The organism is Candidatus Microthrix subdominans (genome assembly GCA_016719385.1).
GTDB classification, from domain to species: Bacteria; Actinomycetota; Acidimicrobiia; order Acidimicrobiales; family Microtrichaceae; genus Microthrix; species Microthrix subdominans.
Map to the genome: position 1 here is coordinate 1,067,639 of JADJZA010000001.1, position 24,668 is coordinate 1,092,306.

Consider the following 24,668-nt stretch of genomic DNA (forward strand, 5'->3'; position numbering starts at 1 on the left):
CCGACCAGCCCGGCAGCACCGCTGTCCCGATGGTCGGTCCGAGACAACCACGAAGGCTCCAGGACCACTCAACGGTGGACCCCTGGAGCCTTCTGCATTTTTCACAATCTTTGGTACAATGAAGTACAGCAATGCAAGACCTACTGACCCGGCTCTACCGCACCAAGACGCTCCTCTCAAGCGTCGTCTTGGTCATGGCTGGCGTCCTCCTCATGGTCATCGGCAAACGCCTGGACGGCGACGCAACCAGTTGGATCGCCCTGCTCCCATGGTCCGAGCTGGGCGGCATCCTGATCGGTGCTGGTCTGCTCTCGGTCTGGCTCGACCACTTCCTCAACCGCGAGCAAGCGGCAATCGAGGAGCTTCGACTGCGCACCATCCTCCATGAGCAGGCGCCTGCCATGCGGGACGCCGTCCTGGAAGCCTTCGCCGCCAATCATGAAGACCTGGCCCGAGTGGCCACCCCACATGCTGGATCACGTCATCACCAACAGCCTGGCGCTGCGTCTGGATGACCAGCAGTTCGCCAGCGAGATCTACACCGACATCCGCGAGCAGGCCGTCGGCGCCAGCGAACGGTGGCATGACGCCCATCTATCCATCGAACTCAGTCCACTTCCCATGGGAAGTGGTGTCGCCAAGTCCAACACCACCGAAGCCGATACCAGCGGATTCTTCACCGTTACGGTCCGCTGGGAGTACACCGCTATTCCCAAGCATCCGCAACGCCGCTTCGTCTGCCTGTCTGACCGAGACGAGTACGCCGAACTGGCAGGCCAGCGGGGAGCAACCTCAGCCTGGTTCCTCAAGCCGGTGGATGGAGTCGACGCCAGCAAGCCGGACTCGTTCCAGCTACTTCGCTTTGCCGTCAACGGGGAAGAGCGTGCTATTCGACGCTCTGCCAAGAAGACGGGTCAGACCTACACCGCCAACGTCGGCCAAGGCCTCATTGACGCAGCCGAACCCGTAACCATCTCGTACACCTACCAGACCATCACGCGCCAGCATGGCCATCTGCTGTTCTTCGATATCGAGCAACCCACCCGAGACCTCAAGGTCGACTTCGACTACACCGATTGCGGCATCGACACCGTTAGCACCCTCGACCTCATCCCGTCCGTCAGACCCACGCGCATCGAACACTCCCCAGACAGCGTTCCCAACCCAACCGCACCATCCGAGTCGACCTCGACGGCTGGATCTTCCCACGATCAGGCGTGGCGTTCGTCTGGACGCTGGACCGTGAAGTATCTGCGGCAACGCCACGCTCATTCTGAAACTCAAGTCTGGCACCGTTGGGGTTCGCTTCAGCCGCTGGGCGTAGGTCGGATGCGCGCGAAGGGGTAGGTACTGACGGTCACCGCATCACCAAGAGGTGCTCAAGTTGCAGCCGTGTAGTCTTGAGCTACCACCTCCAGCTGGTCACAACCAGTGATCCTCCTCTGTTAGGTCATCCATCACATGCGCACCTTGTACCTGGATAGCTACCTTGGTCCAGTACAGGATCGGTCGGTCTTTGAGGCCTCGGTGTCACCGCACGACTACGACGTGGTCGTCTGGGAGCCGCACCACACGTTCCGACGCTACGAAGATCGCGCAAATGGAAACTTGGAGAAGGGCCGTCCTGCGCTGTCGGTGGACATAGGGGCAAGCTTCGCGCCCTTACAAACGAATGGCGGAAGAGATTTCGGGAATATATGGTGGACGGTGGCATTCTGGTCGTTTTGCTCCCTGATGACGTCAGGCTGATGCTGGAGAGAGACCTCGAACGCATCGCGCGCAACTCGTGGAGCAATTCGAATCCTTCCAAATACAGCGTTGGACATTCTGACGGCCATCCCGCTCGGCGTGAAGACGTCCTTGGAGGAACGGGTCGCATGATTGAGATAACTGACCCCAGATTTTCAGGGCTGGCTGCGGCTTGGGACGGCCACTTGACTTACCATCGATCAATCACGGCGCCTGTAGCCACGCTGGCGCCGGGACTGCGAATCCAAGGCACCCAGCGGGTAGTAGGCGGGCGTGTTAAGGGTGAGGAAAGAGGCACGGTAGTACTGCTGCCTGATGTTCAGCGCGAGGGTTCCGGCATCAATAGCGGGTCGAACCAAGCGAGTCGTGGCAGCGATGTACTAGCCGACGAGTTCAATCGTTGGTTGGCTGAAACGTTCACAGAAGAGCCAAATGAGCTACCAGACTGGACTAAAATCTATCAGTTTGCGTCAGAGCTGAAACGAGACGCTACGCGGCAGAAACTCGAAGAGCAGCGTAGCAACGCCTCAAAGAACCTTGAGGCATTGGCAAGTTCCCAGATGCAGGATGATCGTCTTAAACAGCTCATAGCCGCGACTGGAAAGCCGCTTGAGGAAGTTGTTTCTGAAGCCCTTTGCTTTCTAGGCTTCAAAGTAGAAGAGCGCGAGGGGCGTCGAGCCGATATCTATGCCACTGGCAGTAGCGGCGACAGAGTTCTTGTCGAGGTCAAAGGGGTTTCCAAGAGCGCAAGTGAACGGAATGCGGCCCAGCTTGAGAAGTGGGTGCTAGAGGCCATGGATGCCGACGAGCGACGCAAGGGTATCCTGATTGTCAATGGATGGAGAGATCGACCGTTGTCGAGTCGCTGCTCGCCAGTCTTTCCAAATCAGATGGTTGGCTTCAGTACGGCGCGCAGCCATTGCCTAATGACGACGACTCAGTTGCTCGGAATGGTCATTCGTTGCGGCGAGGACAAGTCCTTGCTGCGCGAAGCCGAGGAGAGCATCCTGTCGACAGTTGGGCGGCTCGAAGGGTGGGATGATATTGGTTCGATCTTCGCCAAAGTGCCAGATGACGAGATCCGTGGGACTTAGCGGACAAGATGCTAGACGGTCGCCCTGAATCGCCGTTTTCCAGGTTTGAGAGGAACCCTTAGAAACCGCTCATCTCGGCTCCAAGCGCTAGCTCTGATCGGCTTCATGAGGAAGGAGTACTATGGCTGACCATATATCGACTCACTACGTGAAGAGCGGGTACGCAACGTCCGACGACATTGTGCTGAGCCAGACGCCGACCACGCGTACCGTGCTCCGCCCTGCGCTTCACGCTGGTGGCGTCAGAGGGGAGGTCATTCGCCAGAAGATCGGAGAAGAGGGCAATTGGGCTGACATCAATGATGTCGATTTCCGAAAGCTTCCGGCTGATTGCGGTGTGGCGATTGAGCTAAGCACCGAAGCCACCGCTCTTCTACACACGAAACTCACGCAGCTATACGAAGTCCAGAAGCAGAAAGGGGCTGCGCCTGGTGACCATAGCTATGTTGTCGCCGGGAGCGATGAGGTTGTTCTAGTAACCGGTGCCACGCGACAGAAGGCGATCAAGGAACTGGTTGACGGAGACCATTCCGAGGAGTTCTGGAACGAACTTGCCAAGAAGGATGCCGATCTTGCATCTCGCCTTGCTGCTAGTCAGCTCCAGCTTGTCCGAGAAACTGCGATACGGCAGTTTGCCGATGATATTGCCACCTACGTTAGCGACGAGGATCACTGGCAACAGTTCTTTGAGACCCATCCGTGGATGCTCCAAGCTGCATTCTCCTCCCCTGTATTCATGCTACGGGGCGAGGCGTACGTAGGCGGGAAACGAGCCGCTGGTCGACAGGGCAGCGGTGGCGTAGCAACGGATTTCCTCTTTTCAGACGAAAGCACAAAAGTTTCGCGGTCGTCGAGATTAAGACACCTGGAGAGAAGCTCGTTGGTGGGCTGCATCGAGGTAGGGGCAGATAGCGGCGATGCCCAAGAGATCTATTCGGCCTCTCCCGGACTTAGCGGCGGAGTTGTCCAAACGCGGAATCAGATGGCGGTAGCGGTTGACCACTTCAAATCAGTAATCGGTGATGAGTTCAAGGACCTGAATCAGATCCATCCCAAAGGCGTTTTGATTGTCGGCGATTCGTCGGGTCTCACGGAGCGAAAGAAGGCTTCGTTCAATTTCTTCCGGCAGGGACTGTTTAGTATGACTGTCATTACCTATGATGAGCTACTCAGCCGTTTAGGGATTCTCTACGACGTCCGCGTTGAGGAGCTGGGTGAGCCCAAGCGCTGAGTCTCCAATGACATCCAGTAGTACTCCGCCGTACGTCGTCATACTTCGCGCGTGACCGTCGCTTCAGCGCGCCACACGTTGCACCCGATCCTGTACAACAGGGTTAGAGAGCTGGTCGATGAGGGGCACTTCCAGAACCCGTGTGGGCAAAGGGATCTTGACGCACAAGGGGACTGGACCCACCAGGCCGTCGGAGTGTCAGCCCTGATTGGCCGGAGTTCCTCGCGCTCCCAGGGCCGTCGCAATTCCCGCGGTCCACCGTTCGATGTCCATCCAATCGCGGTGATCGCCATACGTCCCGCCACAGAGCCGAAGAAAGAGGTTGCCTGCCGCCGACCAGTGCGTCCGTTCAATCGCTCCGGCGAAGTATCGATGGTCACGGAGATCGATTGGGCGTTGGACCTCGGAGACGGTCGGTGGGACTTTCCGGCGTCGTCGCTATCCGGGCCAACCGTTCGCTGAGGAAGCTGGTCGTCTCCCCGATGGAACAAACGCTGAAGAGCCAGACAGGGCTCGCTAAGGCCTCAGCGTGCGCCCGCATGAATTCATCGCCGCTCGGAAGCCACTTCTGGTTGTGGATCGCGCTGCCGATGATCACCGCCTCGTAGGCGTTCACAGCATCGATCTCGTCCACTGGGTGCACGTCGACCTCGAAGCCCGCTGCTCTGAGGTGCTCACCCACCCTCGATGCAATGCCCTTCGTCGATCCGTAGGCGCTGGCGTAACCAACGAGCACCGTCATGATCAACCCCCGGACGAGTCAGACTCTTGCCAGTCTAGGCTGGAACCTGCCGCCGGGCAGGGCCGAGGGTCGCCGGGATTGAAGGCGCTCCTGCGAGGATCAGTGCGCTTTCCATCGGCCTTATCCGCTTCAAAGACCGGCCAGTTGCGACCCCGACCGTTGGTTGCACGGTGACCCGAAGGTGGCGAAGCGGAACACGTGGACCGTTCTACGGGTCATCCGCCTGATCCGTGCCGGGGGAGGGGACCTTGGCCCTCAGCCCGACGATCCGGTCGGCCCCACGCCGTACCCAGCCGACGATGGCCGAGGCCTCCGCCGGCGTGAGAAAGGCCAGATACGCAATGGTGACCGTGGCGGGAAACAGGCCGAGCCGCAACACGTAGCCCAGCGCCGCATGGAACCCCACGCCGAGCACGATGCCCCAGCGGCGGGTTCGTCGGTTGATCAACAGGATCGGGATGGCCACCTCGGTGGCGAGGGTGCCCCAGGTCATCAGGTTGTGGGCCGCCGACGAGGTCAGCATGAACTCAGGCACCCAGAAACGCCGCATCGACTGCAGGTTGAGCGCACGGATGGTTGCCGTGCCGCCGAGCCAGGTGCTGCCCTCCATCTTGTCCAAGACGGTGACGATGTACATGGCGATGATCTGGATGCGGATGACCACGAGGCCCCATGGGGGGCCCGTCGGCGGCTCGCTCAGCCCGAGTCGACCCACCGCCGTGTTGAGCCCATCGGCAGGGGCGATCACGGCGTACAGGGCGATGAACAACAACAACAGGCGGAGGACGTCGTCGCCGCCGTTGAGCATCAGCGGCGCCGAGGCCATCAGGCTGGTCACCGCCACAAAAGCCACCGGGGCCGCCAGCCTGACAGCCACCCCGAGCGCCATCGCCAGGCCTCCGAGCACGGCCAGGCCCAGCACCACACCCACCGCTATGTCCCCGGTCCACCATCTGAAGACCGAGAACTGGCCGGCGCGGGGTCCCTGGGACGGCACGATCGAGGACGAGCCGTACAGGTCGGCGAGGTCGGGCAGCAACGTCAGCCCCCAGAACATGACCAAGGCGCCGACGCCGCTGCGCAGCAGCACCCAGTTGTCGAGCCGTTGGGTGCGAAGGAGCGGGTCGGTGACCGTACGGGCCAACCGCCGAGCGGGGTTGACGCGCCGGGCCTTCTGGGCCGTTCCGCCATCTCCCGGAGGATCGGTTGCCGCTGGCTCGATCGTCGGCGGGTCGGTTGTCGCCGGCTCGATCGTCGCCGGGTTGGTTGATGCCGGGTCGGTTGCTCGGGGCTCGGGCGGACTGGGCGTTGGATCGGTTTGCGGTGACCCGATGATCTCGGTCATTGGTCGGTCTTCTCGACCCGCCCGTCGGGGGAGGCGTCGGCGGGCTTTTCCTTGACCGCACCGGGAGCCTCCGGGTCGAGCACGACGTACTCGTTGGTCGGGATGTCCAAGCGGGCGAACGTAAATGCTCGTTCGGTGCCGGCGTCGTCCGGGTTGTCGGCCTCCCGGTCGATCCAGCGGCGGCGGAGCTCGATCTTCTGAGGATCGCCCCGATGCTTTCAACTGCGCCAGCGACCACTGGAGCACCTCCGGCCACCGTGTGGCCGCCGACGTTGGGGTCACCCGCTCCCGGACCTTGCGCCAGCGCTCCGACCGGGCGGTCGGCAGCCAGGCGGGCCCGCTCGGCAACGATTCGACGGTGACCTTCCCGTCGGCATCGGTGATGACGAAGTCGAGCTGCACATCGGTGGTTGGCGGGTCGGGCGCAAACAAGGCCCAGTTTTGGTTGAGGCTGACGGCGTCACCGGTGCTGTACACCCACTTCGGAATGTGCCGGGTGATCGGTGCGTCCGGCAAGGCGTAGATGACGATGAAAACGCCGGTGACGGCCACGACGGCAACGCCGAGCACCGACCGGAAGGCGTGCGCTGCCTTCCTGGCTCCTCTTCCCGCCTCGGGAGACGCCTCGCCCTCGGTGTCGGCGGTGCTGGCATCGCTGCAAACCGAGTCGGGCATCGCGCCACGCTACCGATTCCGCCGGGTTGGCGTGCCGAGGACCGGACGGGTCCGAGCGGTTACAGCCCGAGCGAACGCCCGATGATCTCCTTCATGATCTCGGTGGTACCGCCATAGATCGTGGTGACGCGGGCATCGGCGTAGGCCCGACCGATCGGGTACTCGGTCATGTAGCCGTACCCACCGTGGAGCTGAACGCCCCGATCGACGACCCTGCCCTGCAACTCGGTGCACCACCACTTGGCCATCGCCGCTTCTTCGACGGTCAGGCTGCCGGCGTTGAGCGCGACGATCGCCCGGTCGATGAACGCCTGGGCGACCTCAACCTCGGTGTGGCACTCGGCCAGCGTAAATCGGCTGTTCTGAAACGAGCCGATGTTCTGACCGAAGGCCTGACGTTCGCGGACGTAGTCGAGCGTCCAGCCGAGCGCTGCGCGAGCGGTTGCCACCCCGGTGACGGCGATGCTGAGGCGTTCCTGGGCCAGGTTGGACACCAGGTAGCTGAAGCCGGCCCCCTCCTCGCCCAGCAGGTTGTCGACCGGCACGGCGACGTCGTTGAAGAACAGCTCGGCGGTGTCCTGGCTGTGCATCCCGACCTTGTCCAGGTTGCGGCCGCGTTCGAAGCCCTCCATCCCCGCCTCGACCACCATGAGCGAGATCCCCCGGTGGCGCTGGGTCGGGTCGGTCTTGGCGGCGACGATCACCAGGTCGGCGTTGATGCCGTTGGTGATGAAGGTCTTGGAGCCGGAGAGCCGGTAATGGTCGCCGTCCCGGATGGCGGTGGTCGACATCGATGCCAGGTCGGAGCCGATGCCCGGCTCGGTCATCGCCACCGCTGTGATCAGCTCGCCCGAGGCGATCCCGGGCAGCCAACGCCGTCGTTGGGCCTCGCCGCAGTACGCAAGGAAATACGGCGTCGTGATGTCGTTGTGCAGGGTGAGGCCCAGGCCGGCCCCACCGATGCCCGCCGCCGCCAACTCCTCGGCGAGCACCACGTTGAAGCGGAAGTCATCGCTGCCACCACCGCCGTACTCCTCGGGTACGGCCATGCCGACGAAACCGTGGGATCCGGCGTCGCTGAAGAGGCTGCGGGGCGCCAGGCCGTCCCGCTCCCAGTCGAGGTAGTGCGGGGTGACCTCGGCCGAGATCCAGTCGGCCACGCTGGCCCGAAACAGTTCGTGCTCGTCATCGAACAGGTCGCGATCCATGGCGCTCCTCGGGGGTCGGTACCGGCGGTGAGCGATTGCTCATCGGGGGTGGAACCGGTGGTGCGGAATCTAATGTGTCGTCATGGAACTGCCTCCCGGCTTCACCGCCCACGTCGGAAACATCGGTATTCGCGACGACACCACCGACTTTGCGGTGATCGCCTGCTCGGGGGTTGCCACCGCTGCGGCGCGTTTCACCCGCAGCCGCTTCGCCGGGCCGTCGGTGGAGGTCTCTCGTCGGGCGCTGGCCGATGAGCGGCTGCGGGCGGTGGTCGTCGTGTCGAAGAACGCCAACGTGGCCACCGGCGCTGCGGGTTTGGCCGATGCCGAGGAACTCGCGCAGCGGGTCGGGGACCTGGTCGAGGGGGAGCCCACCGACGTGCTGGTCACGTCGACCGGGGTGATCGGGCGGCCCTATCCCATGGACCGGGTGCGCCGTTACCTCGACGACCTCACCAGCCACGCCGGTCGGGCCGAGCGCTTTCCGGTCACCGACGCCGGCGCCGTCGCCGAGGCGATGATGACGACCGACACCGTTCCCAAGATGGCCGAGGCGCAGGTGGGCGACTGCCGGATCGTGGGCGTGGCCAAGGGTGTCGGCATGATCGAGCCGGACATGGCGACGATGTTGGCCTTCGTGTTCACCGACGCCGAGCTGCCCGCCGCCGAACTGGACCGCATGTTCGGCCGGGTGGTCGACCGCACGTTCAACTCGCTCTCGGTCGATACCGACACCTCGACATCCGACACGGCGGCGGTGCTCGCCTCCGGGCTTGGTGGCCCGGTCAATCCGGCGTCGTTCGAGGTCGGCCTGGAAGCGGTCTGTCTGGACCTGACCCGTCAGCTGGCCAGCGACGGGGAAGGGGCGCAAACGCTGATCGTCGTGCGGGTCGAGGGCGCCCGCGACGACGATCAGGCCCGGCGGGCGGCCAAGGCGGTGGTCAACTCGCCGTTGGTCAAGACCGCCGTGCACGGCGCCGACCCCAACTGGGGTCGGGTCGTGATGGCGATCGGCAAGCTGTCCGACGACAACGACATCGACCAGCAAGCGGTGTCGGTGCGCTTCGGTGAGGCCGAGGTGTACCCAAAGCCTCCGGACGACGTGGACCTGACCGCGCTGTCTGACTACATGGCCGGCGACGAGGTGCTGATCACCGTCGACCTGGCCATCGCCGACGGCGCCTGGGTGGTCTACGGCTGCGACCTGACCGACGGCTATGTCCGCATCAACGCCGACTACACGACTTGAGGGTCGTGCCGTCGACGCGGAGAGAGCGGGTGACGAGAATCGAACTCGCATAACCAGTTTGGAAGACTGGGACTCTAGCCATTGAGCTACACCCGCAAGGCCCACGATCCTAGCCCAGCTGGCGGACGCCCAGGTAAGCGTGGGAGACGCGTCGACGGCCCTTCCCCCCACCTCTGGGGGACCAAACATCGCACGCTCACATGTGTTGGTCGGGACGGGGAGATTTGAACTCCCGACCCCCTGCTCCCAAAGCAGGTGCGCTACCAGGCTGCGCCACGTCCCGTCGACAGGGCCGACCTTGGACACACTATCGGAGCGGCCCGAGGCGCCCCGGCAGCGGATCGCCCGGTCGGGCAGACTGGAATCGTGAGTGACTTCCTGGCCATGTTTGGCGTGCTGCTCGTAGCGGCCGCCCCGCTGGCGCTGTCGGTGTTCGCCCTCTTGGACGCGGCTCGACGACCGGCGTGGGCCTGGTCGCTGGCCGAACGCCCACAGGCGATGTGGATGGCGATGATCCTCCTCGGGACCTTCCTGTCGGTGCTCGGGGTCGGGCTCTCGCTGTGGTACCTGCTGAAGGTTCGGCCGGTGATCTCGGCGGTGGAGAATGGCGTGATCCCGCCGTCCCGTTCGGAGTCCCGGCCAATTGACCCCTAGGATGCCCGACCAATGAAGTCTGTCGTAGAGCCTCTCGAAGGCAACAAGGTCAAGGTCCGCATCGAACTCGAGGACGCGGAGTTCGATTCCGCACTCGATGAAGCCTGGGTAAAGATCGCCAAAGAGGCGCGCTTGCCCGGCTTTCGTCAGGGCAAGGTGCCCAAGCAGGTGGTGAAGAGCCACGTCGACGCCGGCTATGCCCGGGGCGAAGCGATCCAGGTGGCCGTGCCGCGCGCCTATGACGAGGCCATCCGCGAGCTCGAGGTCGATGCGATCGATCAGCCCGATATCGAGCTTGACGAGGGGGCCGAAGAGGGTCCGGTCGTCTTCACCGCCACCGTCGAGGTTCGGCCCGAACTCACCATCGAGGGCTACGGAAGCCTCGAGGTGAGCATCGTCAACCCGCATGCGGGTGACGATGAGGTCGCCGACCAGATCGACAAGCTGCGCACCCAGTTCGGCGAGCTGGTCGATGCTGAGCGTCCGGTGGAGGACGACGACTACGTCACGCTCAACCTGGTGGGTAGTCGGGACGGCGAGGAAATCGCCGGCATGACCGCCGAGAACTACCTGTACCAGGTGGGTTCGGGCGGTGTGGTCCCGGAGCTGGACACCAACCTCATCGGGTTGGAGAACGGCGAGACGACCACGTTCGAGGCGGCCGATCCGGCCGCGCCGGTCGAGCCTGACGACGACGCCGATTCGGACGAGCCGGACGCGGCCGAGCCGCCGACGATCACCTTCGAGGTGGAGGTGCTCGGCGTCCAGGAGCGCCAGTTGCCCGACCTGACCGATGAGTGGGTGGCCGACGCCACCGAGTTCGAGACCGTGGCCGAGCTGCGCGACGACTTTGTCGAGAAGTTGAGCGCACAGCAGCGGGAGCGGGCCCAGAACGAGGTCCGCAACGAGCTGGCGACCGCACTGGTCGACCTGGTGACCGAGGACGTCCCCGAGGCGTTGGTCCAGTCCGGTGCTCAGGAGCAGCTGGAATCGATGGCCCGCACCTTGTCCCAGTCGGGCATCGAGCTCGGCCAGTACCTGCAGATGACCGGGCAGGAGCCCGATGCCTTCCGCGCTCAGCTCACCCAGGAGGGCGAACGGCAGGCGAAGGTCGATCTTGCTTTGCGTGCGGTCGCCGCCGATCAGGGCCTGAAGCCGACCGATGACGAGCTCGACGAGGAGCTGGCGCACTTGGCCTTCCACGCCGAGGTGGACATCGAGGTCGCCCGCACCAACCTGGCCTCCAACGGTCAGATGCCGGCGCTCCGTGCCGACCTGGCCAAGCGCAAGGCGATGGACTGGTTGATCGACACCGCCACGATCACCGATTCATCCGGCGCGCCGGTCGATCCGGAACTACTCAAGCTGGATCCCCACGATCACGGTGACGACCACGGCGATCACGCGGGTGACGAGGCAGCGACGGGGGACGCGCCCGACACTGGTCAGCCGGTCGACGCTGACAGCGCCGACGGCGACACCGATTCGAGCGACCCCGAAGCTGAGGCCTAGATGACCCTGCACCTGCCCCCGACCGCCAGCGTGAACCAGCCCGCCGACGGCCTGGCCTCGCTGAGCGCCACCAACTACATGGTGCCCAACGTGATCGAGCAGACCTCGCGGGGGGAGCGCTACAGCGACCTGTACTCGCGGTTGCTGCGGGAGAACATCATCTTCCTGTCGACACCGATCGACGACACGGTCGCCAACCTGGTGTGCGCCCAGCTGTTGTTCCTCGAGGGTGAAGACCCCGATAAGGACATCAACCTGTACATCAACTCGCCGGGCGGCGACATCAATGCCCTGTTCGCGATCTACGACACGATGCAGTACATCCGGCCGGAGATCAACACGATCTGCCTCGGTCAGGCGGCCTCGGCGGCCGCCGTGCTGCTGGCGGCCGGCACCAAGGGCAAGCGCCTGGCGTTGCCCCACGCCCGGGTGCTGATCCACCAGCCCCACGGGCAGTCGGGTTATGCCCAGGCCTCCGACATCGAGATTGCCGCCAGGGAGATCATGCGCCTGAAGCAGGCGCTCGAGGAGGTGCTGGCCGAGCACACCGGCCAGGACCTGGCCAGGATCGCCGCCGACACCGAGCGCGACTTCATCATGACCGCCCAGGAAGCGAAGGACTACGGCGTGATCGACGAGGTCATCGACATCCGCAGCGGCGAGCGCACCGACGGGCCGATCGCCCCACCGAAGTAGTCGGCCGGACGACCGCGGCGGTGGCGGCGCGCATCCCGTTCGGCCGCCGTCGGCCATCCGGGACTCCGTGGCCGGGGCGGTGCCCTAGGATGTTGACCAGAAGAGCGGGGGACCCGCTGGTCGGGCCGCTATGCGACGCGTCGCGGCACCAGGTCGTGGCCGAAGTGGGCGGCGAGTGTCACCGGCAACGGTCCCCGAAGCACGATGGCCGGCCGCCTACGCTGGCCAGCCCAGCCGACCGATCAGGGAGAGGCCAGCAACGTGGCTAAGTTCGACGGAGGAAGCGAACTCCTCAAGTGCTCATTCTGCGGCAAGTCCCAGAAGCAGGTGAAAAAGTTGATCGCCGGGCCCGGCGTCTACATCTGTGACGAGTGCATCGAGCTGTGCAACGAGATCATCGAGGAGGAACTGGCCGAGGGTTCCGAGTTCACGCTGGAGCACCTGCCCAAGCCCAAGGAGATCTCGGCGTTCCTCGACGAGTACATCATCGGTCAGGAGCAGGCCAAGAAGGTCTTCAGCGTCGCGGTCTACAACCATTACAAGCGGGTGAAGCACGCCCAGAAGACCGGACGCGACGACGTCGAGCTGTCGAAGAGCAACCTGTTGCTGCTCGGCCCGACCGGCTGCGGCAAGACGCTGATGGCCCAGACGTTGGCCCGCATGCTGAACGTGCCGTTCGCCGTCGCCGACGCCACCAGCCTGACCGAGGCCGGCTACGTGGGCGAGGATGTTGAAAACATCCTGTTGAAGCTGTTGCAGGCCGCCGACTTCGACGTGAAGAAGGCCGAGACCGGCATCATCTACATCGACGAGATCGACAAGGTGGCCCGCAAGGCCGAGAACCCGTCGATCACGCGCGACGTGTCCGGCGAAGGCGTCCAGCAGGCGTTGCTGAAGATCATCGAGGGCACGGTGGCCTCGGTGCCGCCCCAGGGCGGTCGCAAGCACCCCCACCAGGAGTTCATCCAGATCGACACGTCCAACGTGTTGTTCGTGTGCGCCGGAGCGTTCGCCGGCCTCGAGGGAATCATCGAAAACCGGGTGGGCAAGAAGTCGATGGGCTTCGGCGCCGAGGTGCGCACGCTGCACGAGCGCGATGAGGGTGCGTTGTTCCGCAACGTGATGCCCGAGGACCTGCTGAAGTTCGGGCTGATCCCCGAGTTCGTTGGCCGTCTGCCGGTGATCGGCGTGGTCGACGGCTTGGACCGTGAGGCCCTGACCTCGATCCTTACCGAGCCCAAGAACGCCCTGGTCGCCCAGTTTCAGCGCATGTTCGAGCTCGACGACGTCGAGCTGGAGTTCAGCCCCGAGGCCCTCGACGCGATTGCGGATCTGGCCCTGGCTCGCGGCACCGGTGCCCGCGGCCTGCGGGCGCTGATGGAGGAAGTGCTCCTCGGCGTGATGTACGACCTGCCCGGTCGCAGCGACGTCGGCAAGGTCGTGATCGACGATGCGGTCGTGCTCGACAAGGTGAACCCGACGCTCGTGTTGCGCAAGGAGATGGCGCGCACCACCCGACCCCGTCGGGCCGCCTCCTGAGCCGCTCGGGCCGACGCGTGCCCAAGGGCGGGCCGGCCGGCGTCGGCCTGGGCGACCCGTACCGTTGGCTCGACGGCCTGGTCGATCACGAGACCTCCTCGCCGGGCATCGCCGAGGGCAGGCTTCGACCCGGGGGGCCTCCGGTCGCAGGATCGGGCGGCGCCGACGACGCGCTCGATCCGATGCGTCGCCTGTGCGCGCTGCTCGGGGATCCCCAACGTGCGGCACCGGTGATCATGATCACCGGCACCAACGGCAAGGGCACGGTCGCCACGCTGCTGACCCGACTGTTGATGGCCTCGGGGCTGACCGTTGGCACGACCACCTCGCCGGACCTGGGCTCGGTGCTCGAGCGGGTGGCGATCGATGACGAGCCGGTCGAGGTCGAGACGCTTGGCGAGGCGCTGGCGGCCGTCTCCTTGGCCGCCCGCTCGATGGACGCGCCGCCCACCCGGTTCGAGGCGCTGATCGCTGCGGCCTATCGAACCTTCGCCGACGCGGCCGTCGAGGCCGTCGTTGTCGAAGTGGGCATGTTGGGTCGCGACGACGCCACCAACGTGGCCGACGCCGTCGTGGCGGTCGTGACCAACATCGGACGGGATCATCACCCCGGCGGTGCGGGCTGGGAGCAGGCGGTGGCCACCGCCAAGGCGGGCATCGTCCGCCCCGACGCCACCCTGGTGCTCGGGCCGATGAGCGACGACTTGGCTGCGGTGATCGAGGCCGAGGGTCCGGCGCGAACCGTCCGGGTGGGCGACGGCCTGAGCGTCGACAGCGACCTGGTGGCCATCGGAGGGCACCAGACGGAGTTGCGCACCGAGTGGGGAATCCACCCGGAGGTGTTCGTACCGGCCTTCGGGTCGTGGGTGGCCGGTGCAGCGTTGCTCGCCGTCGCCGCAGCCGAGGCCTTCTTCGACCGGGCGGTGGCCGACGAGGTGATCGACGAGGCGTTCGCCGGCGTCAAACTTCGGGGTCGGGCCGAGGTGATCTCCCATCAACCCCTCGTGATCCTCGACGCGGCCCACAACCCGGACGCAGCGCAGGCCCTCGGCGAAACGCTGAGCGATGAGTTTGACGTCATCGGGGCGAGGCTGGCCGTCGTGGGTTTGCTCGCCGGCCGGGATCCCCTCGCCTACGCCCAGGCCCTGCTCGGGGCCCGTCTCGACTCGGTGATCATCACGCAACCGCCCTCGCCGAGGGCGGCCGAACTTGCCCCGGTGGTCGAGGCGTTCACTTCGGCCGGCCTCTCGGTCGAGTCGGTGGCCGACCCGGAGACGGCGCTGGCCAGGGCGATGCGCCACACCGATGAGGAGGACCTGCTGGTCGTCGCCGGTTCGATGACGCTGTTGCCCCTGGCGCGCGACGTGATCGAGGCGATCCTCGAGGTGGCCGCCGACGCCGTCGAGCCTGAGTTCCACGAGCCGGACTGACGTCCTCGGTTGGGGACCGACCTCATCGGGTCAACTATCGTCGGGCGCCGTGAACCGCACCCTGATCATCTGTAAGCCCGATGCCGTCGAACGCAATCTCGTGGGGGAGATACTGCGTCGATTCGAAGCGAAGGGCCTGAGCCTCGTGGCCGCCGAGCTGCGCACCGTCGACGTCGCCACCTCGCGGCAGCACTACGCCGAGCACGTCGACAAGCCCTTCTACGGCGAGCTGGAGGAGTTCATCACGCGGGGGCCGAGCCTGCTCGGCGTGCTCGAGGGCACCGATGACACGTGGTCGATGGTTCGCTCGATGATGGGGGCCACCAACCCGGCTGAGGCTGCGCCCGGCACGATCCGCGGCGACCTGGCGACGTTGTTCACCGAGAACCTGATCCACGGTTCGGACTCGGCCGAGTCGGCCGAGCGGGAGATCGGGATCTTCTTTCCCGACCTGTAGCCAGGACCAGCGGGCGGGTCGGCGCTGACTGGCCGTCGGCAGGGATTCCTCGAAAAGACCTGCCCCCGCCCTAGACCTGCGGAACGTCAGGCCGTAACATTGAGTTTCGGTTACGAGATGTCGCTTGTGTCGTAACAAAAGCCATCAAAACACCCCGAAAAAAATGCACCCGCCGATCGTTCGCTGTCGTCGGTCTGGTCTAGTGTTGGTCCGTTGACCGGCTCTGACCGGCGCCGGCGAGGCAGAGGTATTCCCATGTCCATGCGCAACACCTTCTCGATGGGCCGAGATCTCGCGATCGACCTCGGCACGGCCAACACGTTGGTGTATGTCCGGGGTGAAGGCATCGTCCTGTCCGAACCCTCCGTGGTGGCGGTCAACACCATCGATGGTTCGCCGCTGGCGGTCGGCCACGAGGCCAAGAAGATGATCGGCCGCACCCCGAGCCACATCCAGGCAATCCGTCCGCTGAAGGACGGCGTGATCTCCGACTTCGAGATCTGCGAAAAGATGCTGCGCTACTTCATCCAGAAGGTGCATAAAGGTCGCTTCGCCAAGCCCCGCATGGTGATCTGCGTTCCCGGCGGGGTCACCGGGGTGGAGCAGCGGGCGGTCAAGGAGGCCGCCGAGCGCGCCGGGGCCCGCAAGCCGGTGTACATCATCGAGGAACCGGTCGCCGCCGCCATCGGTGCCGGCCTGCCCATTCACGAGCCCCGCGGCAACATGATCGTCGACATCGGCGGTGGCACCACCGAAGTGGCGGTCATCTCGTTGGGCGGCGTTGTCGCCAGCCAGTCGGTCCGCGTCGGGGGCGACGAACTCGACGATGCCATCATCCAGTACGTCAAGAAGGAATACAGCCTGGCCCTCGGCGAGCGTTCGGCCGAGGAGATCAAGATCAAGCTGGGCTCCGCCAACGCGATGGAAGAAGAGATCTACGCCGAGATTCGCGGCCGGGATCTGGTGTCCGGGCTGCCCAAGACCGTCGTCACCTCGACCAAGGAGGTGCGCGAAGCGATCGCCGAGCAGGTGTCGGCCATCGTCGACGCGGTGAAGGTCACATTGGACAAGACGCCGCCCGAGCTCTCCGCCGACATCATGGATCAAGGGATCGTGCTGTCCGGCGGTGGCGCCTACCTGCGCGGGCTCGATGTGAGGCTGGCCAACGAAACCGGCATGCCGGTCAACCTGGCGGCCTACCCGCTGGACGCGGTGGCCTTGGGATCGGGCCAGTCGCTGGAGGCGTTCGACGCCTACGGCACGGTCCTGATGACCGACCCCGAGTAGTACGGGAGTCGCCGTGGGATCCTTCGATCGTCGAACGCGCCTGCGCCTCACCATCTCGGTGGTCGTGCTGGCCTCGATCACGCTGATCACCCTCGACGGGCGCGATGTCGGGGTGATCGAGACGACCAAGTCGGCGATGGGCGATGGGCTCACCGGCGGCGACGGCGCGCTCGGCTCGCTGACCCGTCCCTTCCGCAACATGTGGCACGGGATCTCGGAGTACGACGAGCTCAAGGAGGAGAACGGCAGGCTGCGCGAGGAACTGGCCGCTCAGAAGAACCAGGGCCGGGACGAGGCGCTGGCGTCGCGCAAGCTGACCGAGCTGGCCGACCTGGTCGGGGTCACGTTCACCGCCGACTACGACACCGTCGTGGCCCGCCGGACGTCCGGGCCGAACAGCAACTGGGATTCCAACACCGCGTACCTCGACGTCGGCCGAGCGGACGGGGTGACCGAGGGCATGCCCGTCGTCAACGCCGACGGTCTGCTCGGCCAAGTGGAGAAGGCCTACGAGACCCGCTCACAGATCCGCCTGATCACCGAGGTGGACCTGCGCTTCAGCGTCCGCATCGGCGATCAAGGCCTGCCCGGCGTGGGCCACGGCGTTGGCACCTTTGACCGGCCGTGGGTGATCGACTCGGCGGTCGACCTCGGAGCGGACGTGTCGCTGGGCCAGCAGGTCGTCACCTCCGGTGTGGCCGACAGCCGCTTTCCCGCCGATCTGCCGGTGGGTACGGTCGGTCGAATCCAGGCCGACGACGCCCGCAAGCTGACCCGGCTGGACGTGAACCTGGCGGCGGACTTTGCCACCTTCGACTTCGTCCAGGTGATCAAGTGGACCCCGGACGGTCCTCGGCCCGACACCACGCCCGAGGCGGACAAGTCGGACGCAGGCGGCACCGGCGATGGAACCACCGGCGATGGAGAGTCGTCGACCCCGACCACCGAGGCCGGGCGTCCCAGCGCCGACCCCTTCGACCCGGGCGATAGCGACGTGGGGATCAACCCGGGGTCCTCGACGACCACGGCCGATCCGACCAAATCGGGTGCGAACTCGACGACCGGTGCCGGTGGGAACCCCGTTGGCCCCTAGCAACCGCTGCGGTCATCGATGAGCTGGATGGCGCGGGGGCGGTACGCCCTGGTGCTGGCGAGCGTGATCATCCTCCAGCTGGGGGTGTTTTCCGACCTGCGCCTGGGCGGCGTCCACCCTGACGTCACCCTGTTGATCGCCGTCGTGGCGGGCCTGGTCGCCGGCCCCCGGCGTGGCGTGGTCATCGGGTTCTGGGCTGGGCTGCTGATCGACCCGGTGCTGCCAACCCCGCTCGGCATGACCGCCCTGGTGTGGGCCATGGTCGGCTTCATGGCGGGGATGGCCGAGGAGATGATCAACAGCCACACCCCGCTGGGATTGTCCCTGTTCGTCCTCGGAGGTTCGGCCGGAGGCTCGCTGCTCTACGCGGTGGTCGGACAGCTCTTCGGCGCAGAGACGCTCTCCGGTTCCGACGTCGGGCGCATCGTCGGCCTGATCTCGGCGACCAACGCGTTGCTGGCATTGCCGACGATCGCCGTCATCGAGTGGGCCGAGGACGGCCGCTCGAACATCGCCCGTTAGCGCTGGCGCCCCAACCCCCACGATCGACGGGGGCGACCGACGATGACGAGGTGACGAACGCGACATGTTGAGATCCACAGTTTTGCACCGGGCGCGGTCCGCTCCGACACCGGGGCCTGGCAAACTGGTCGATCGCCATGGATGACACCCCGCGCCTGCGGCTTTCGATTGTGGGAATCGTGTGTATTTCCCTCTTCGCGTCGCTGACGGCGCGCCTCTGGTACCTCCAGGTGCTCAACCGCGAGGAGTTCGCCACCACCGGCGAGGTCAGCCGCCTGCGGACGGTGAAGCAGCAGGGGCCCCGGGGACGCATTCTCGACCGCAACGGCAAGATCCTGGTCGACAACCGGCTGTCGGTCGTTGTCGGCATGGTGCGCGACGATGTCAACTCCCTGAGCGAATTGGAGCGCAACGACCTGTACGGCGCGCTGGCCGACAAGTTCAACCGCTACGACCTCGAGGCGCTGAAGCGTTCCGACATCGCCGACCGGGTGAACGATCAACGGTATGCGCCCCTGGATTTCATCCCGCTGTACCAGGACGCACCCCCGGAGATGGAGCTGTTCTTCGCCGAACACCGCGAGGAGTACCCCGGTGTGCGCGTGCGACGCGAGACGGTGCGCACCTACCCGTACGGCCACGTCGCGTCGAACATCCTCGGCTACATCGGTCAGGTCGACGAGGCGGAACTCGACAACGAGGCGCTCGTCGGCGCGGCAGCCAAGGTGGGCAAGCCTTACGAACCGGGCGACGAGGTTGGCAAGGGCGGGGTTGAGCAGTCGATGGAGGCCGAGCTGCGCGGCACGCCCGGCAGCACGACGGTGGAGGTGTCGCGCACCGGCGAGGTGGTGCAGGTGCGCGACGAGACGCCTCCCGAGGTGGGGTCGGACATCTGGCTCAACATCGATGTCGATGCCCAGGCGTGGGCCGAGCACGTGTTGAAGCAGCACATGTCGGACGTGCGGGGCAAGCGCGACAAGGACGGCCGGATGTACCGCGCCCCCGAGGGAGCGGCGTCGATCATTTCCCCCCACGACGGCTCGATCTTGGCGTTGGCCTCGGTACCCACCTACGACCCCAGCGCGCTGGTGGGCGGCATCTCCACCGATGTGTGGGAGGAGCTGAACGATCCCCAGAACGGCTATCCGCTCAACAACTGGGCGGTCAGCGGGCAGTTTCCCCCGGGGTCGACCTTCAAGTTGGTCACGCTGTACGCAGCGCTGGAGAACGGTCTGTTCGGGCCGGGTAACCCGACCGGCTTCGAGGACAGTACCGGCAGGTACACGATCGCCGACTGCAACGGTCCGGGCTGCACCCGGCAGAACGCGGGTGGAACGGCACTGGGCTTCGCCGACCCCCAGACGTCGCTGACGATCAGCTCCGACGTCTTTTACTACTGGCTGGCCGACCGCATGTGGCAGGGCCGGGGCCTGCTGGGCGAGACCCCGATCCAGGACGCCGGCACCAAGTTCGGCCTGGGGGACACGACCGGCATTGCGCTGGCGGGTGAGCAGACCGGCCGGCTGCCGACGCCCGAGCTGTTCCGCGAGCGCTACGACGCCGCCGAGAAGGACCTGGGGCCCGACGAGGAGAATCCCTGGGGACGGCGCAACTGGACCGCCGGTGACAACGTCAACATGTCGATCGGCCAGGGCGAGGTGCTGGTCACCCCGCTCCAGCTGTCCAACGCCTATGCCACCATCGCCAACGGCGGCCGGCACTACAAGCCGTTGCTCGTGCAGAAGGTGACCATCCCAACCGACGCCAACACCGCCCCCAAGCCGGACAGCCCGGTGAAAGCCCAGGAGGTGTTCAACCCGGTGCTGAAGGACCTGGTGCCCTTCAGCGAGGATCACCTGCAGACGATGCAGGCCGGCTTCGAAGGCGTGATCAACAACGGTCGCGGCACGGCCAACAAGATGTGGGAGCAGTACGGCGGGCTGCCCGGCCGTTGGTCGGCCAAGACCGGTACGTCCGAGGCGGGCACCAAGTCCAACCCGAAGGCCGACGGATCGGTCTTCGCCATGTACGGGCCGATCGACGCTCCGTTCGGGCCCAACTACTCGATCTCGGTGATCATCCCCGAATCGGGCTTCGGCGGCGACACCGCCGGCCCCACCGCAGTGCGGATCATGCGGCCAATCGTCGACGGCAACCTCCCACCGGCGCCGCTGGTCGGCGAGGATCGCACGTTGCCGGACGTTCCCCCGTTGGACGTCAAGTGATGAGGTGCACAGTGTTGGAACGTCCGGTGGTCAGGTGTGCACGGATCGGGAACGTGGGATGAGCCTGCAGTCGGACTATCGCCGCCCGGCGCTGCAACCGTTGTCGGTTCGCACCCGCGACATGACCGCTGCGTGGCGCCACGTCGACTGGGTGATCGTGGCGGTCGTCAGCGCGCTGACCCTGATCGGTTTCGCGCTGGTCCACTCGGCCAGCCGCCAGTTCGAGACCGGATCGATGCTGCCCCGTCAGCTGGTGTTCGCCCTGATGTCGGTCGGCGTCATGGCAGCGGTCGCCGCCATCGACTACCGCCGGATCATCGCCAAGGCTCAGTGGGTGTACCTGGGTTCACTGCTCCTGTTGGTTGCGGTGCTGGTGCCGGGCGTGTCCAAAACGGTCAACGGCACCCAGGGCTGGTTCGACCTGGGCGTGTTCTCCTTCCAGCCGGCCGAGACCGCCAAGCTGGCCACGATCGTGATGCTGGCCGCCTTGTTGGGCGGGGACCGCATTGCCAGCCGGCCTCTCCGGCTGGTCGCCTCGCTGGCCCTGGTCGGCCTTCCGGTGGGGATGGTGATGGTGCAGCCCGACCTGGGGTCCGCACTGGTCTTCGTCTTCATCGGGGCCGGCGTGATGTTCGTCGGTGGCATTCGCGGGCGGTACCTGGTGGCGCTCGCCGCCATCGCCGTGCTCGGTGTCGTCGGCATCCTCAACTCGGGTGCGCTCGACGACTACCAGCAGGACCGCCTCACCACGTTCGTACAGGAGCGCTGCCCGGGCAACGAGGACGCCTGTTACAACGTTCGTCAAGCGGAGATCGCCGTGTCGTCGGGTGGCCTCACCGGCTACGGGTACGGCCGGGGCCCGCAGACCACCGGGCGCTTCGTTCCCGAACAGCAGACCGACTTCATCTTCACCGTCGCCGGCGAAGAGTTCGGCTTCGCCGGTTCGGCCCTGATCATCGGTCTGTTCGCCGTGCTGATCTGGCGGATGTGGTACGCCGCCATGGTGGCGCCCGACCCTCAAGGACGCCTGATCTGCGTGGGGGTGATGGTGATGTGCATGTTCCACCTGTTCGAGAACATCGGCATGTCGATCGGCATGATGCCGGTCACCGGCATTCCGCTGCCGTTCATCAGCTACGGCGGTTCGTCGTTGATCACGATGTTCGCCGCCGTCGGTCTGGTGCTCAACGTGCAGATGCGCCAGTGGGACGTCGCGTAGCCGGGCCAGCGTGCCCGTCCCCGGTCCGGGCCCACCACCCGGCCCGGCTCCGGTAGATTGACTGGATCATGTCGTCGATCTGGAGTTCCCTCGAACCCCTGCTAGAGCGGGTGCAGCGCCCGGCTCGCTATATCGGCATGGAGGACGGGGCGATCGTTCCCGACCCCGAGGCGGGACGCGACGACGACACGGTCGCCTGGCTGCTCGTCTACCCGGACAGCTACGAGATCGGGCTGCCCAACCAGGGCCTGCAAATCCTGTGCGAGATCCTCAACGAACGCGACGATGCCGTCGCCGAACGCGCCTATGCGCCCTGGGTCGACCTCGAGGCCGAGCTGCGCGCCGCCGGGCTGCCGCTGTTTTCGGTCGGCAACCATCGGCCGGCCGTCGAGTTCGACGTCGTGGCCTTCAACCTGTCGGCCGAGCTCACCTTTACCAACGTGTTGAACTGCATCGACCTGGCCGGCGTGCCGCTTCGCTCGGCGGACCGCACCGGCGATCACCCGCTCGTCGGCGCCGGGGGCCACTGCACGACCAACCCCGAGCCGCTGGCCGACTTCCTCGACTTTGTCGTGCTCGGCGACGGCGAGGAGGCGGTGGGGGAGCTCACCGAGGTGATCGCCTGCTCGAAGCGGGCCGGCGTCGCCGACCGCCAGGAGCTGCTCGAAGCGCTGGCCGAGGTCGAGGGCGTGTACGTGCCGTCGCTGTACGAGCCGGTGTACTCGGGTAGCGGCGATCTGATCGAGACGGTGGCCATCGCCGCCTCGGCGCCCGACGTCGTCGAGAAACGCACGGTGGCCGACCTGGCCGAGTGGCCCTACCCGCGCAACCAGCTCGTGCCGCTGACCGAGGTGGTCCACGATCGCCTCAACGTCGAGGTGTTCCGCGGCTGCACCAGGGGTTGCCGGTTCTGTCAGGCGGGGATGATCACCCGTCCGGTGCGCGAGCGGCCCGCCGAGCAGGTCGCCTCGATGATCTCGAACGGGCTGGCCCGCACCGGCTACGACGAGGTGGCGTTGACGTCGCTGTCAACCGCCGATTTCTCGGGTATCGAGCCGGTGGTTCAGGCCATCGTGTCCGACCCGATCTCGGCGGGACAGGTGTCGGTGTCGCTCCCCAGCCTCCGGGTGGACGCCTTCACCGTCGGTCTGGCCACCTCGATCCGCCAGGGCCGCCGCACCGGGCTGACCTTCGCCCCCGAGGCCGGCACGTGGCGGATGCGCCAGATCATCAACAAACTCATCCGGGAAGAGGACCTCTACGACGCGGTCGAAGCGGCCTACTCGGAGGGCTGGCGGCGCATGAAGCTGTACTTCCTCACCGGGCTGCCGTCGGAGACCGACGAGGACACGCTGGGCATCGCCAAACTGGCCCGGCGCTGCGTCGAGATCGGAAAGAAGTATCACAAGTTCCCGTCGGTGACCGTGTCGGTGGGTGGGTTCGTGCCCAAGGCCAACACCCCGTTCCAGTGGTTCGGACAGAACACGGTCACCGAGCTCCAGCGCAAGATCTACCTGCTGCGCGACGAGCTACGTCGCGATCACGGGGTGCAGCTGAAGTGGCACGACCCCAAGACCACGTTGATCGAGGGCGTGCTCAGCCGCGGCGACCGCCGCCTCGGAGCGGTGCTCGAGTCGGTGTGGCGCGACGGAGGCACGTTCCAGGAGTGGAGCGAGTACTTCGAGCTCGACCGCTGGGAACGCGCCCTGGCCGAGGCCGAGCTCAGCCCCGAGTACTACGCCAACCGCCACCGCGACACCGACGAAACGCTGCCGTGGGATCACCTGTCGGCCGGCCTCCACAAGGACTTCCTGGCCCAGGACTGGGCCGATGCGCTGGCCGAAGTGGGCCTTCCCGACTGTCGCTGGACGCCGTGTTACGACTGCGGCGCGTGCACCGGGTACGGCGTCGAGCACGTGGTGGCCTCGGCGGTTCCGCCGGCCGGCGGCAGCCAGGGCACCGGCCAGAACGTCACCTCGGACCTGGGTGCCGTGCCCGTGCGCCTGGGCACGCCGGTCCGGGCGGGCGTCGGGGTCAGCTCATGAGGGTGCGGATCCGCTATACGGTCACCGGCAAGATCCGGTTCCTGGGCCACCGAGATGTGGCGCGGGCCTGGGAGCGGGCCCTGCGCCGTGCCGGTCAGCCGGTGGCCTACTCGGAAGGTTTCTCGCCCCGGCCCAAGCTGCACTTCGGGTTGGCGCTGTCGGTGGGGCACGAATCGCTCGCCGAGTACGTCGACGTCGACTTCTCCGGGCCGGTCGACACCGCCAAGCTGCCGCCCGAACTGTCGAACCACCTCCCCGAGGGGATCGACGCCGTCGCCGCCGTGGCGGTGCAGCGCTCCGACGGCTCATTGCAGGCGATCGTCGACGCCTGCACCTGGCACCTGCGCAGCATCGACGTCGACACCCAGGCCGCGGCTGACCGTGCGGCCGAACTGTTGGCTGCGCCGGCGTTGCCGGCGACGGTCAGCCGCAAGGGCAAGGACGTCGATTGGGATCTTCGCCCGATCATCCGCAGCATCGACGTCACCCCCGACAACGGCGCAACCCTGCTCGTTATCGAGCTGGCCACCGCGCCCCGCGGCATCCGGATTCCCGAACTGTTGGCGGCCTTCAAGCCGCTGACGTTCTCGGCCCGGGTGACGCGTATCAACCAATGGACGACCACCGAGGGGAGCCGCACCGAACCGGTGCCGATGCCCCCTCGAGTGAGCCACGCCTTGAGGCGTGCGTCATGAG

Annotated in this window: 22 protein-coding genes and 2 tRNA genes; 19 read left to right on the forward strand and 5 right to left on the reverse strand. The window is 65.9% G+C overall.

Translation table 11 applies throughout. The features are described from left to right. The first annotated feature begins 131 nt into the window (after positions 1 to 131). From IPN02_04985 to IPN02_05000, 4 genes are all read left to right on the forward strand, one after another. Positions 132 to 515: a hypothetical protein gene (locus tag IPN02_04985; protein ID MBK9296216.1), complete on the forward strand. Its 384-nt coding sequence runs from the start codon at positions 132 to 134 to the stop codon at positions 513 to 515. Further along, positions 469 to 1,347, forward strand: coding sequence for a hypothetical protein (locus tag IPN02_04990; protein ID MBK9296217.1), 879 nt, complete (start codon positions 469 to 471; stop codon positions 1,345 to 1,347). The genes IPN02_04985 and IPN02_04990 overlap by 47 nt, the downstream gene beginning before the upstream one ends. A gap of 353 nt (positions 1,348 to 1,700) precedes the next feature. Next, complete coding sequence (locus IPN02_04995; GenBank protein ID MBK9296218.1) at positions 1,701 to 2,843, forward strand: hypothetical protein; 1,143 nt, start codon at positions 1,701 to 1,703, stop codon at positions 2,841 to 2,843. 121 nt (positions 2,844 to 2,964) lie between these two features. Continuing rightward, complete coding sequence (locus IPN02_05000; GenBank protein ID MBK9296219.1) at positions 2,965 to 4,074, forward strand: DUF4263 domain-containing protein; 1,110 nt, start codon at positions 2,965 to 2,967, stop codon at positions 4,072 to 4,074. A 376-nt stretch (positions 4,075 to 4,450) separates the two neighbouring features. On the opposite strand, the gene IPN02_05005 is transcribed toward IPN02_05000, so the two are convergent. After that, entirely contained in the window at positions 4,451 to 4,816 is a 366-nt protein-coding gene (locus tag IPN02_05005) for a flavodoxin domain-containing protein (protein ID MBK9296220.1), read from the reverse strand. 208 nt (positions 4,817 to 5,024) lie between these two features. Next, complete coding sequence (locus IPN02_05010) at positions 5,025 to 6,161, reverse strand: HTTM domain-containing protein (protein ID MBK9296221.1); 1,137 nt, start codon at positions 6,159 to 6,161, stop codon at positions 5,025 to 5,027. A gap of 259 nt (positions 6,162 to 6,420) precedes the next feature. Between IPN02_05010 and IPN02_05015 the strand changes: the two genes are divergently transcribed. After that, positions 6,421 to 6,684 carry a hypothetical protein gene (locus tag IPN02_05015; GenBank protein MBK9296222.1) on the forward strand — a complete coding sequence of 88 codons (264 nt, stop codon included), beginning with the start codon at positions 6,421 to 6,423 and terminating at the stop codon, positions 6,682 to 6,684. A gap of 211 nt (positions 6,685 to 6,895) precedes the next feature. Here the strand turns inward: IPN02_05015 and IPN02_05020 are convergent, their stop codons facing one another. Next, positions 6,896 to 8,044 carry an acyl-CoA dehydrogenase family protein gene (locus tag IPN02_05020; protein MBK9296223.1) on the reverse strand — a complete coding sequence of 383 codons (1,149 nt, stop codon included), beginning with the start codon at positions 8,042 to 8,044 and terminating at the stop codon, positions 6,896 to 6,898. Positions 8,045 to 8,126: 82 nt separating this feature from the next. Between IPN02_05020 and argJ the strand changes: the two genes are divergently transcribed. Beyond that, positions 8,127 to 9,293, forward strand: coding sequence for a bifunctional glutamate N-acetyltransferase/amino-acid acetyltransferase ArgJ (argJ, locus tag IPN02_05025; GenBank protein MBK9296224.1), 1,167 nt, complete (start codon positions 8,127 to 8,129; stop codon positions 9,291 to 9,293). Between the two features lie 24 nt (positions 9,294 to 9,317). Here the strand turns inward: argJ and IPN02_05030 are convergent. Then, positions 9,318 to 9,389, reverse strand: a tRNA-Gly gene (locus tag IPN02_05030). Between the two features lie 110 nt (positions 9,390 to 9,499). Beyond that, positions 9,500 to 9,576, reverse strand: a tRNA-Pro gene (locus tag IPN02_05035). A gap of 83 nt (positions 9,577 to 9,659) precedes the next feature. Between IPN02_05035 and IPN02_05040 the strand changes: the two genes are divergently transcribed. From IPN02_05040 to IPN02_05100, 13 genes are all read left to right on the forward strand, one after another. Continuing rightward, the gene (locus IPN02_05040; protein ID MBK9296225.1) at positions 9,660 to 9,947 is read left to right on the forward strand and encodes a hypothetical protein; all 288 of its coding nucleotides are present in this window, start codon (positions 9,660 to 9,662) and stop codon (positions 9,945 to 9,947) included. 12 nt (positions 9,948 to 9,959) lie between these two features. After that, entirely contained in the window at positions 9,960 to 11,459 is a 1,500-nt protein-coding gene (gene tig / locus IPN02_05045; protein MBK9296226.1) for a trigger factor, read from the forward strand. A 78-nt stretch (positions 11,460 to 11,537) separates the two neighbouring features. Next, positions 11,538 to 12,155, forward strand: a complete 618-nt coding sequence (locus IPN02_05050) for an ATP-dependent Clp protease proteolytic subunit (GenBank protein MBK9296227.1) — start codon at positions 11,538 to 11,540, stop codon at positions 12,153 to 12,155. 261 nt (positions 12,156 to 12,416) lie between these two features. Next, on the forward strand, positions 12,417 to 13,694 hold the full coding sequence (gene clpX / locus IPN02_05055) for an ATP-dependent Clp protease ATP-binding subunit ClpX (protein ID MBK9296228.1): 1,278 nt from the start codon (positions 12,417 to 12,419) through the stop codon (positions 13,692 to 13,694). A gap of 17 nt (positions 13,695 to 13,711) precedes the next feature. Further along, positions 13,712 to 15,124, forward strand: a complete 1,413-nt coding sequence (locus IPN02_05060; GenBank protein ID MBK9296229.1) for a bifunctional folylpolyglutamate synthase/dihydrofolate synthase — start codon at positions 13,712 to 13,714, stop codon at positions 15,122 to 15,124. A gap of 49 nt (positions 15,125 to 15,173) precedes the next feature. Then, positions 15,174 to 15,581: a nucleoside-diphosphate kinase gene (gene ndk / locus IPN02_05065; GenBank protein ID MBK9296230.1), complete on the forward strand. Its 408-nt coding sequence runs from the start codon at positions 15,174 to 15,176 to the stop codon at positions 15,579 to 15,581. Between the two features lie 261 nt (positions 15,582 to 15,842). Next, a complete protein-coding gene (locus IPN02_05070) occupies positions 15,843 to 16,868 on the forward strand; it encodes a rod shape-determining protein (GenBank protein ID MBK9296231.1) in 1,026 nt (341 codons plus the stop codon). 13 nt (positions 16,869 to 16,881) lie between these two features. Continuing rightward, positions 16,882 to 17,961: a rod shape-determining protein MreC gene (locus tag IPN02_05075; protein MBK9296232.1), complete on the forward strand. Its 1,080-nt coding sequence runs from the start codon at positions 16,882 to 16,884 to the stop codon at positions 17,959 to 17,961. 27 nt (positions 17,962 to 17,988) lie between these two features. Continuing rightward, positions 17,989 to 18,483, forward strand: coding sequence for a rod shape-determining protein MreD (mreD, locus tag IPN02_05080; GenBank protein MBK9296233.1), 495 nt, complete (start codon positions 17,989 to 17,991; stop codon positions 18,481 to 18,483). Between the two features lie 179 nt (positions 18,484 to 18,662). Beyond that, on the forward strand, positions 18,663 to 20,708 hold the full coding sequence (locus tag IPN02_05085; protein ID MBK9296234.1) for a hypothetical protein: 2,046 nt from the start codon (positions 18,663 to 18,665) through the stop codon (positions 20,706 to 20,708). A 58-nt stretch (positions 20,709 to 20,766) separates the two neighbouring features. Next, complete coding sequence (gene rodA / locus IPN02_05090) at positions 20,767 to 21,927, forward strand: rod shape-determining protein RodA (GenBank protein MBK9296235.1); 1,161 nt, start codon at positions 20,767 to 20,769, stop codon at positions 21,925 to 21,927. A gap of 68 nt (positions 21,928 to 21,995) precedes the next feature. Next, a complete protein-coding gene (locus tag IPN02_05095; GenBank protein MBK9296236.1) occupies positions 21,996 to 23,972 on the forward strand; it encodes a TIGR03960 family B12-binding radical SAM protein in 1,977 nt (658 codons plus the stop codon). Next, positions 23,969 to 24,667, forward strand: coding sequence for a DUF2344 domain-containing protein (locus IPN02_05100; protein ID MBK9296237.1), 699 nt, complete (start codon positions 23,969 to 23,971; stop codon positions 24,665 to 24,667). Before IPN02_05095 ends, IPN02_05100 begins: the two co-directional genes overlap by 4 nt. The last annotated feature ends 1 nt before the right edge of the window (position 24,668 follow it).

What these genes read in the sequence shown, in the direction of transcription:
- IPN02_04990 (MBK9296217.1), top strand. Translation starts at nt 469, where the DNA reads ATGCTGGATCACGTCATCACCAACAGCCTGGCGCTGCGTCTGGATGAC.
- IPN02_05020 (MBK9296223.1), bottom strand. Translation starts at nt 8,044, where the DNA reads ATGGATCGCGACCTGTTCGATGACGAGCACGAACTGTTTCGGGCCAGC.
- IPN02_05010 (MBK9296221.1), bottom strand. Translation starts at nt 6,161, where the DNA reads ATGACCGAGATCATCGGGTCACCGCAAACCGATCCAACGCCCAGTCCG.
- IPN02_05050 (MBK9296227.1), top strand. Translation starts at nt 11,538, where the DNA reads ATGGTGCCCAACGTGATCGAGCAGACCTCGCGGGGGGAGCGCTACAGC.
- IPN02_05005 (MBK9296220.1), bottom strand. Translation starts at nt 4,816, where the DNA reads ATGACGGTGCTCGTTGGTTACGCCAGCGCCTACGGATCGACGAAGGGC.
- mreD (MBK9296233.1), top strand. Translation starts at nt 17,989, where the DNA reads ATGGCGCGGGGGCGGTACGCCCTGGTGCTGGCGAGCGTGATCATCCTC.
- IPN02_05070 (MBK9296231.1), top strand. Translation starts at nt 15,843, where the DNA reads ATGCGCAACACCTTCTCGATGGGCCGAGATCTCGCGATCGACCTCGGC.
- IPN02_04985 (MBK9296216.1), top strand. Translation starts at nt 132, where the DNA reads ATGCAAGACCTACTGACCCGGCTCTACCGCACCAAGACGCTCCTCTCA.
- tig (MBK9296226.1), top strand. Translation starts at nt 9,960, where the DNA reads ATGAAGTCTGTCGTAGAGCCTCTCGAAGGCAACAAGGTCAAGGTCCGC.
- rodA (MBK9296235.1), top strand. Translation starts at nt 20,767, where the DNA reads ATGAGCCTGCAGTCGGACTATCGCCGCCCGGCGCTGCAACCGTTGTCG.
- IPN02_05000 (MBK9296219.1), top strand. Translation starts at nt 2,965, where the DNA reads ATGGCTGACCATATATCGACTCACTACGTGAAGAGCGGGTACGCAACG.
- IPN02_05095 (MBK9296236.1), top strand. Translation starts at nt 21,996, where the DNA reads ATGTCGTCGATCTGGAGTTCCCTCGAACCCCTGCTAGAGCGGGTGCAG.
- IPN02_05100 (MBK9296237.1), top strand. Translation starts at nt 23,969, where the DNA reads ATGAGGGTGCGGATCCGCTATACGGTCACCGGCAAGATCCGGTTCCTG.
- argJ (MBK9296224.1), top strand. Translation starts at nt 8,127, where the DNA reads ATGGAACTGCCTCCCGGCTTCACCGCCCACGTCGGAAACATCGGTATT.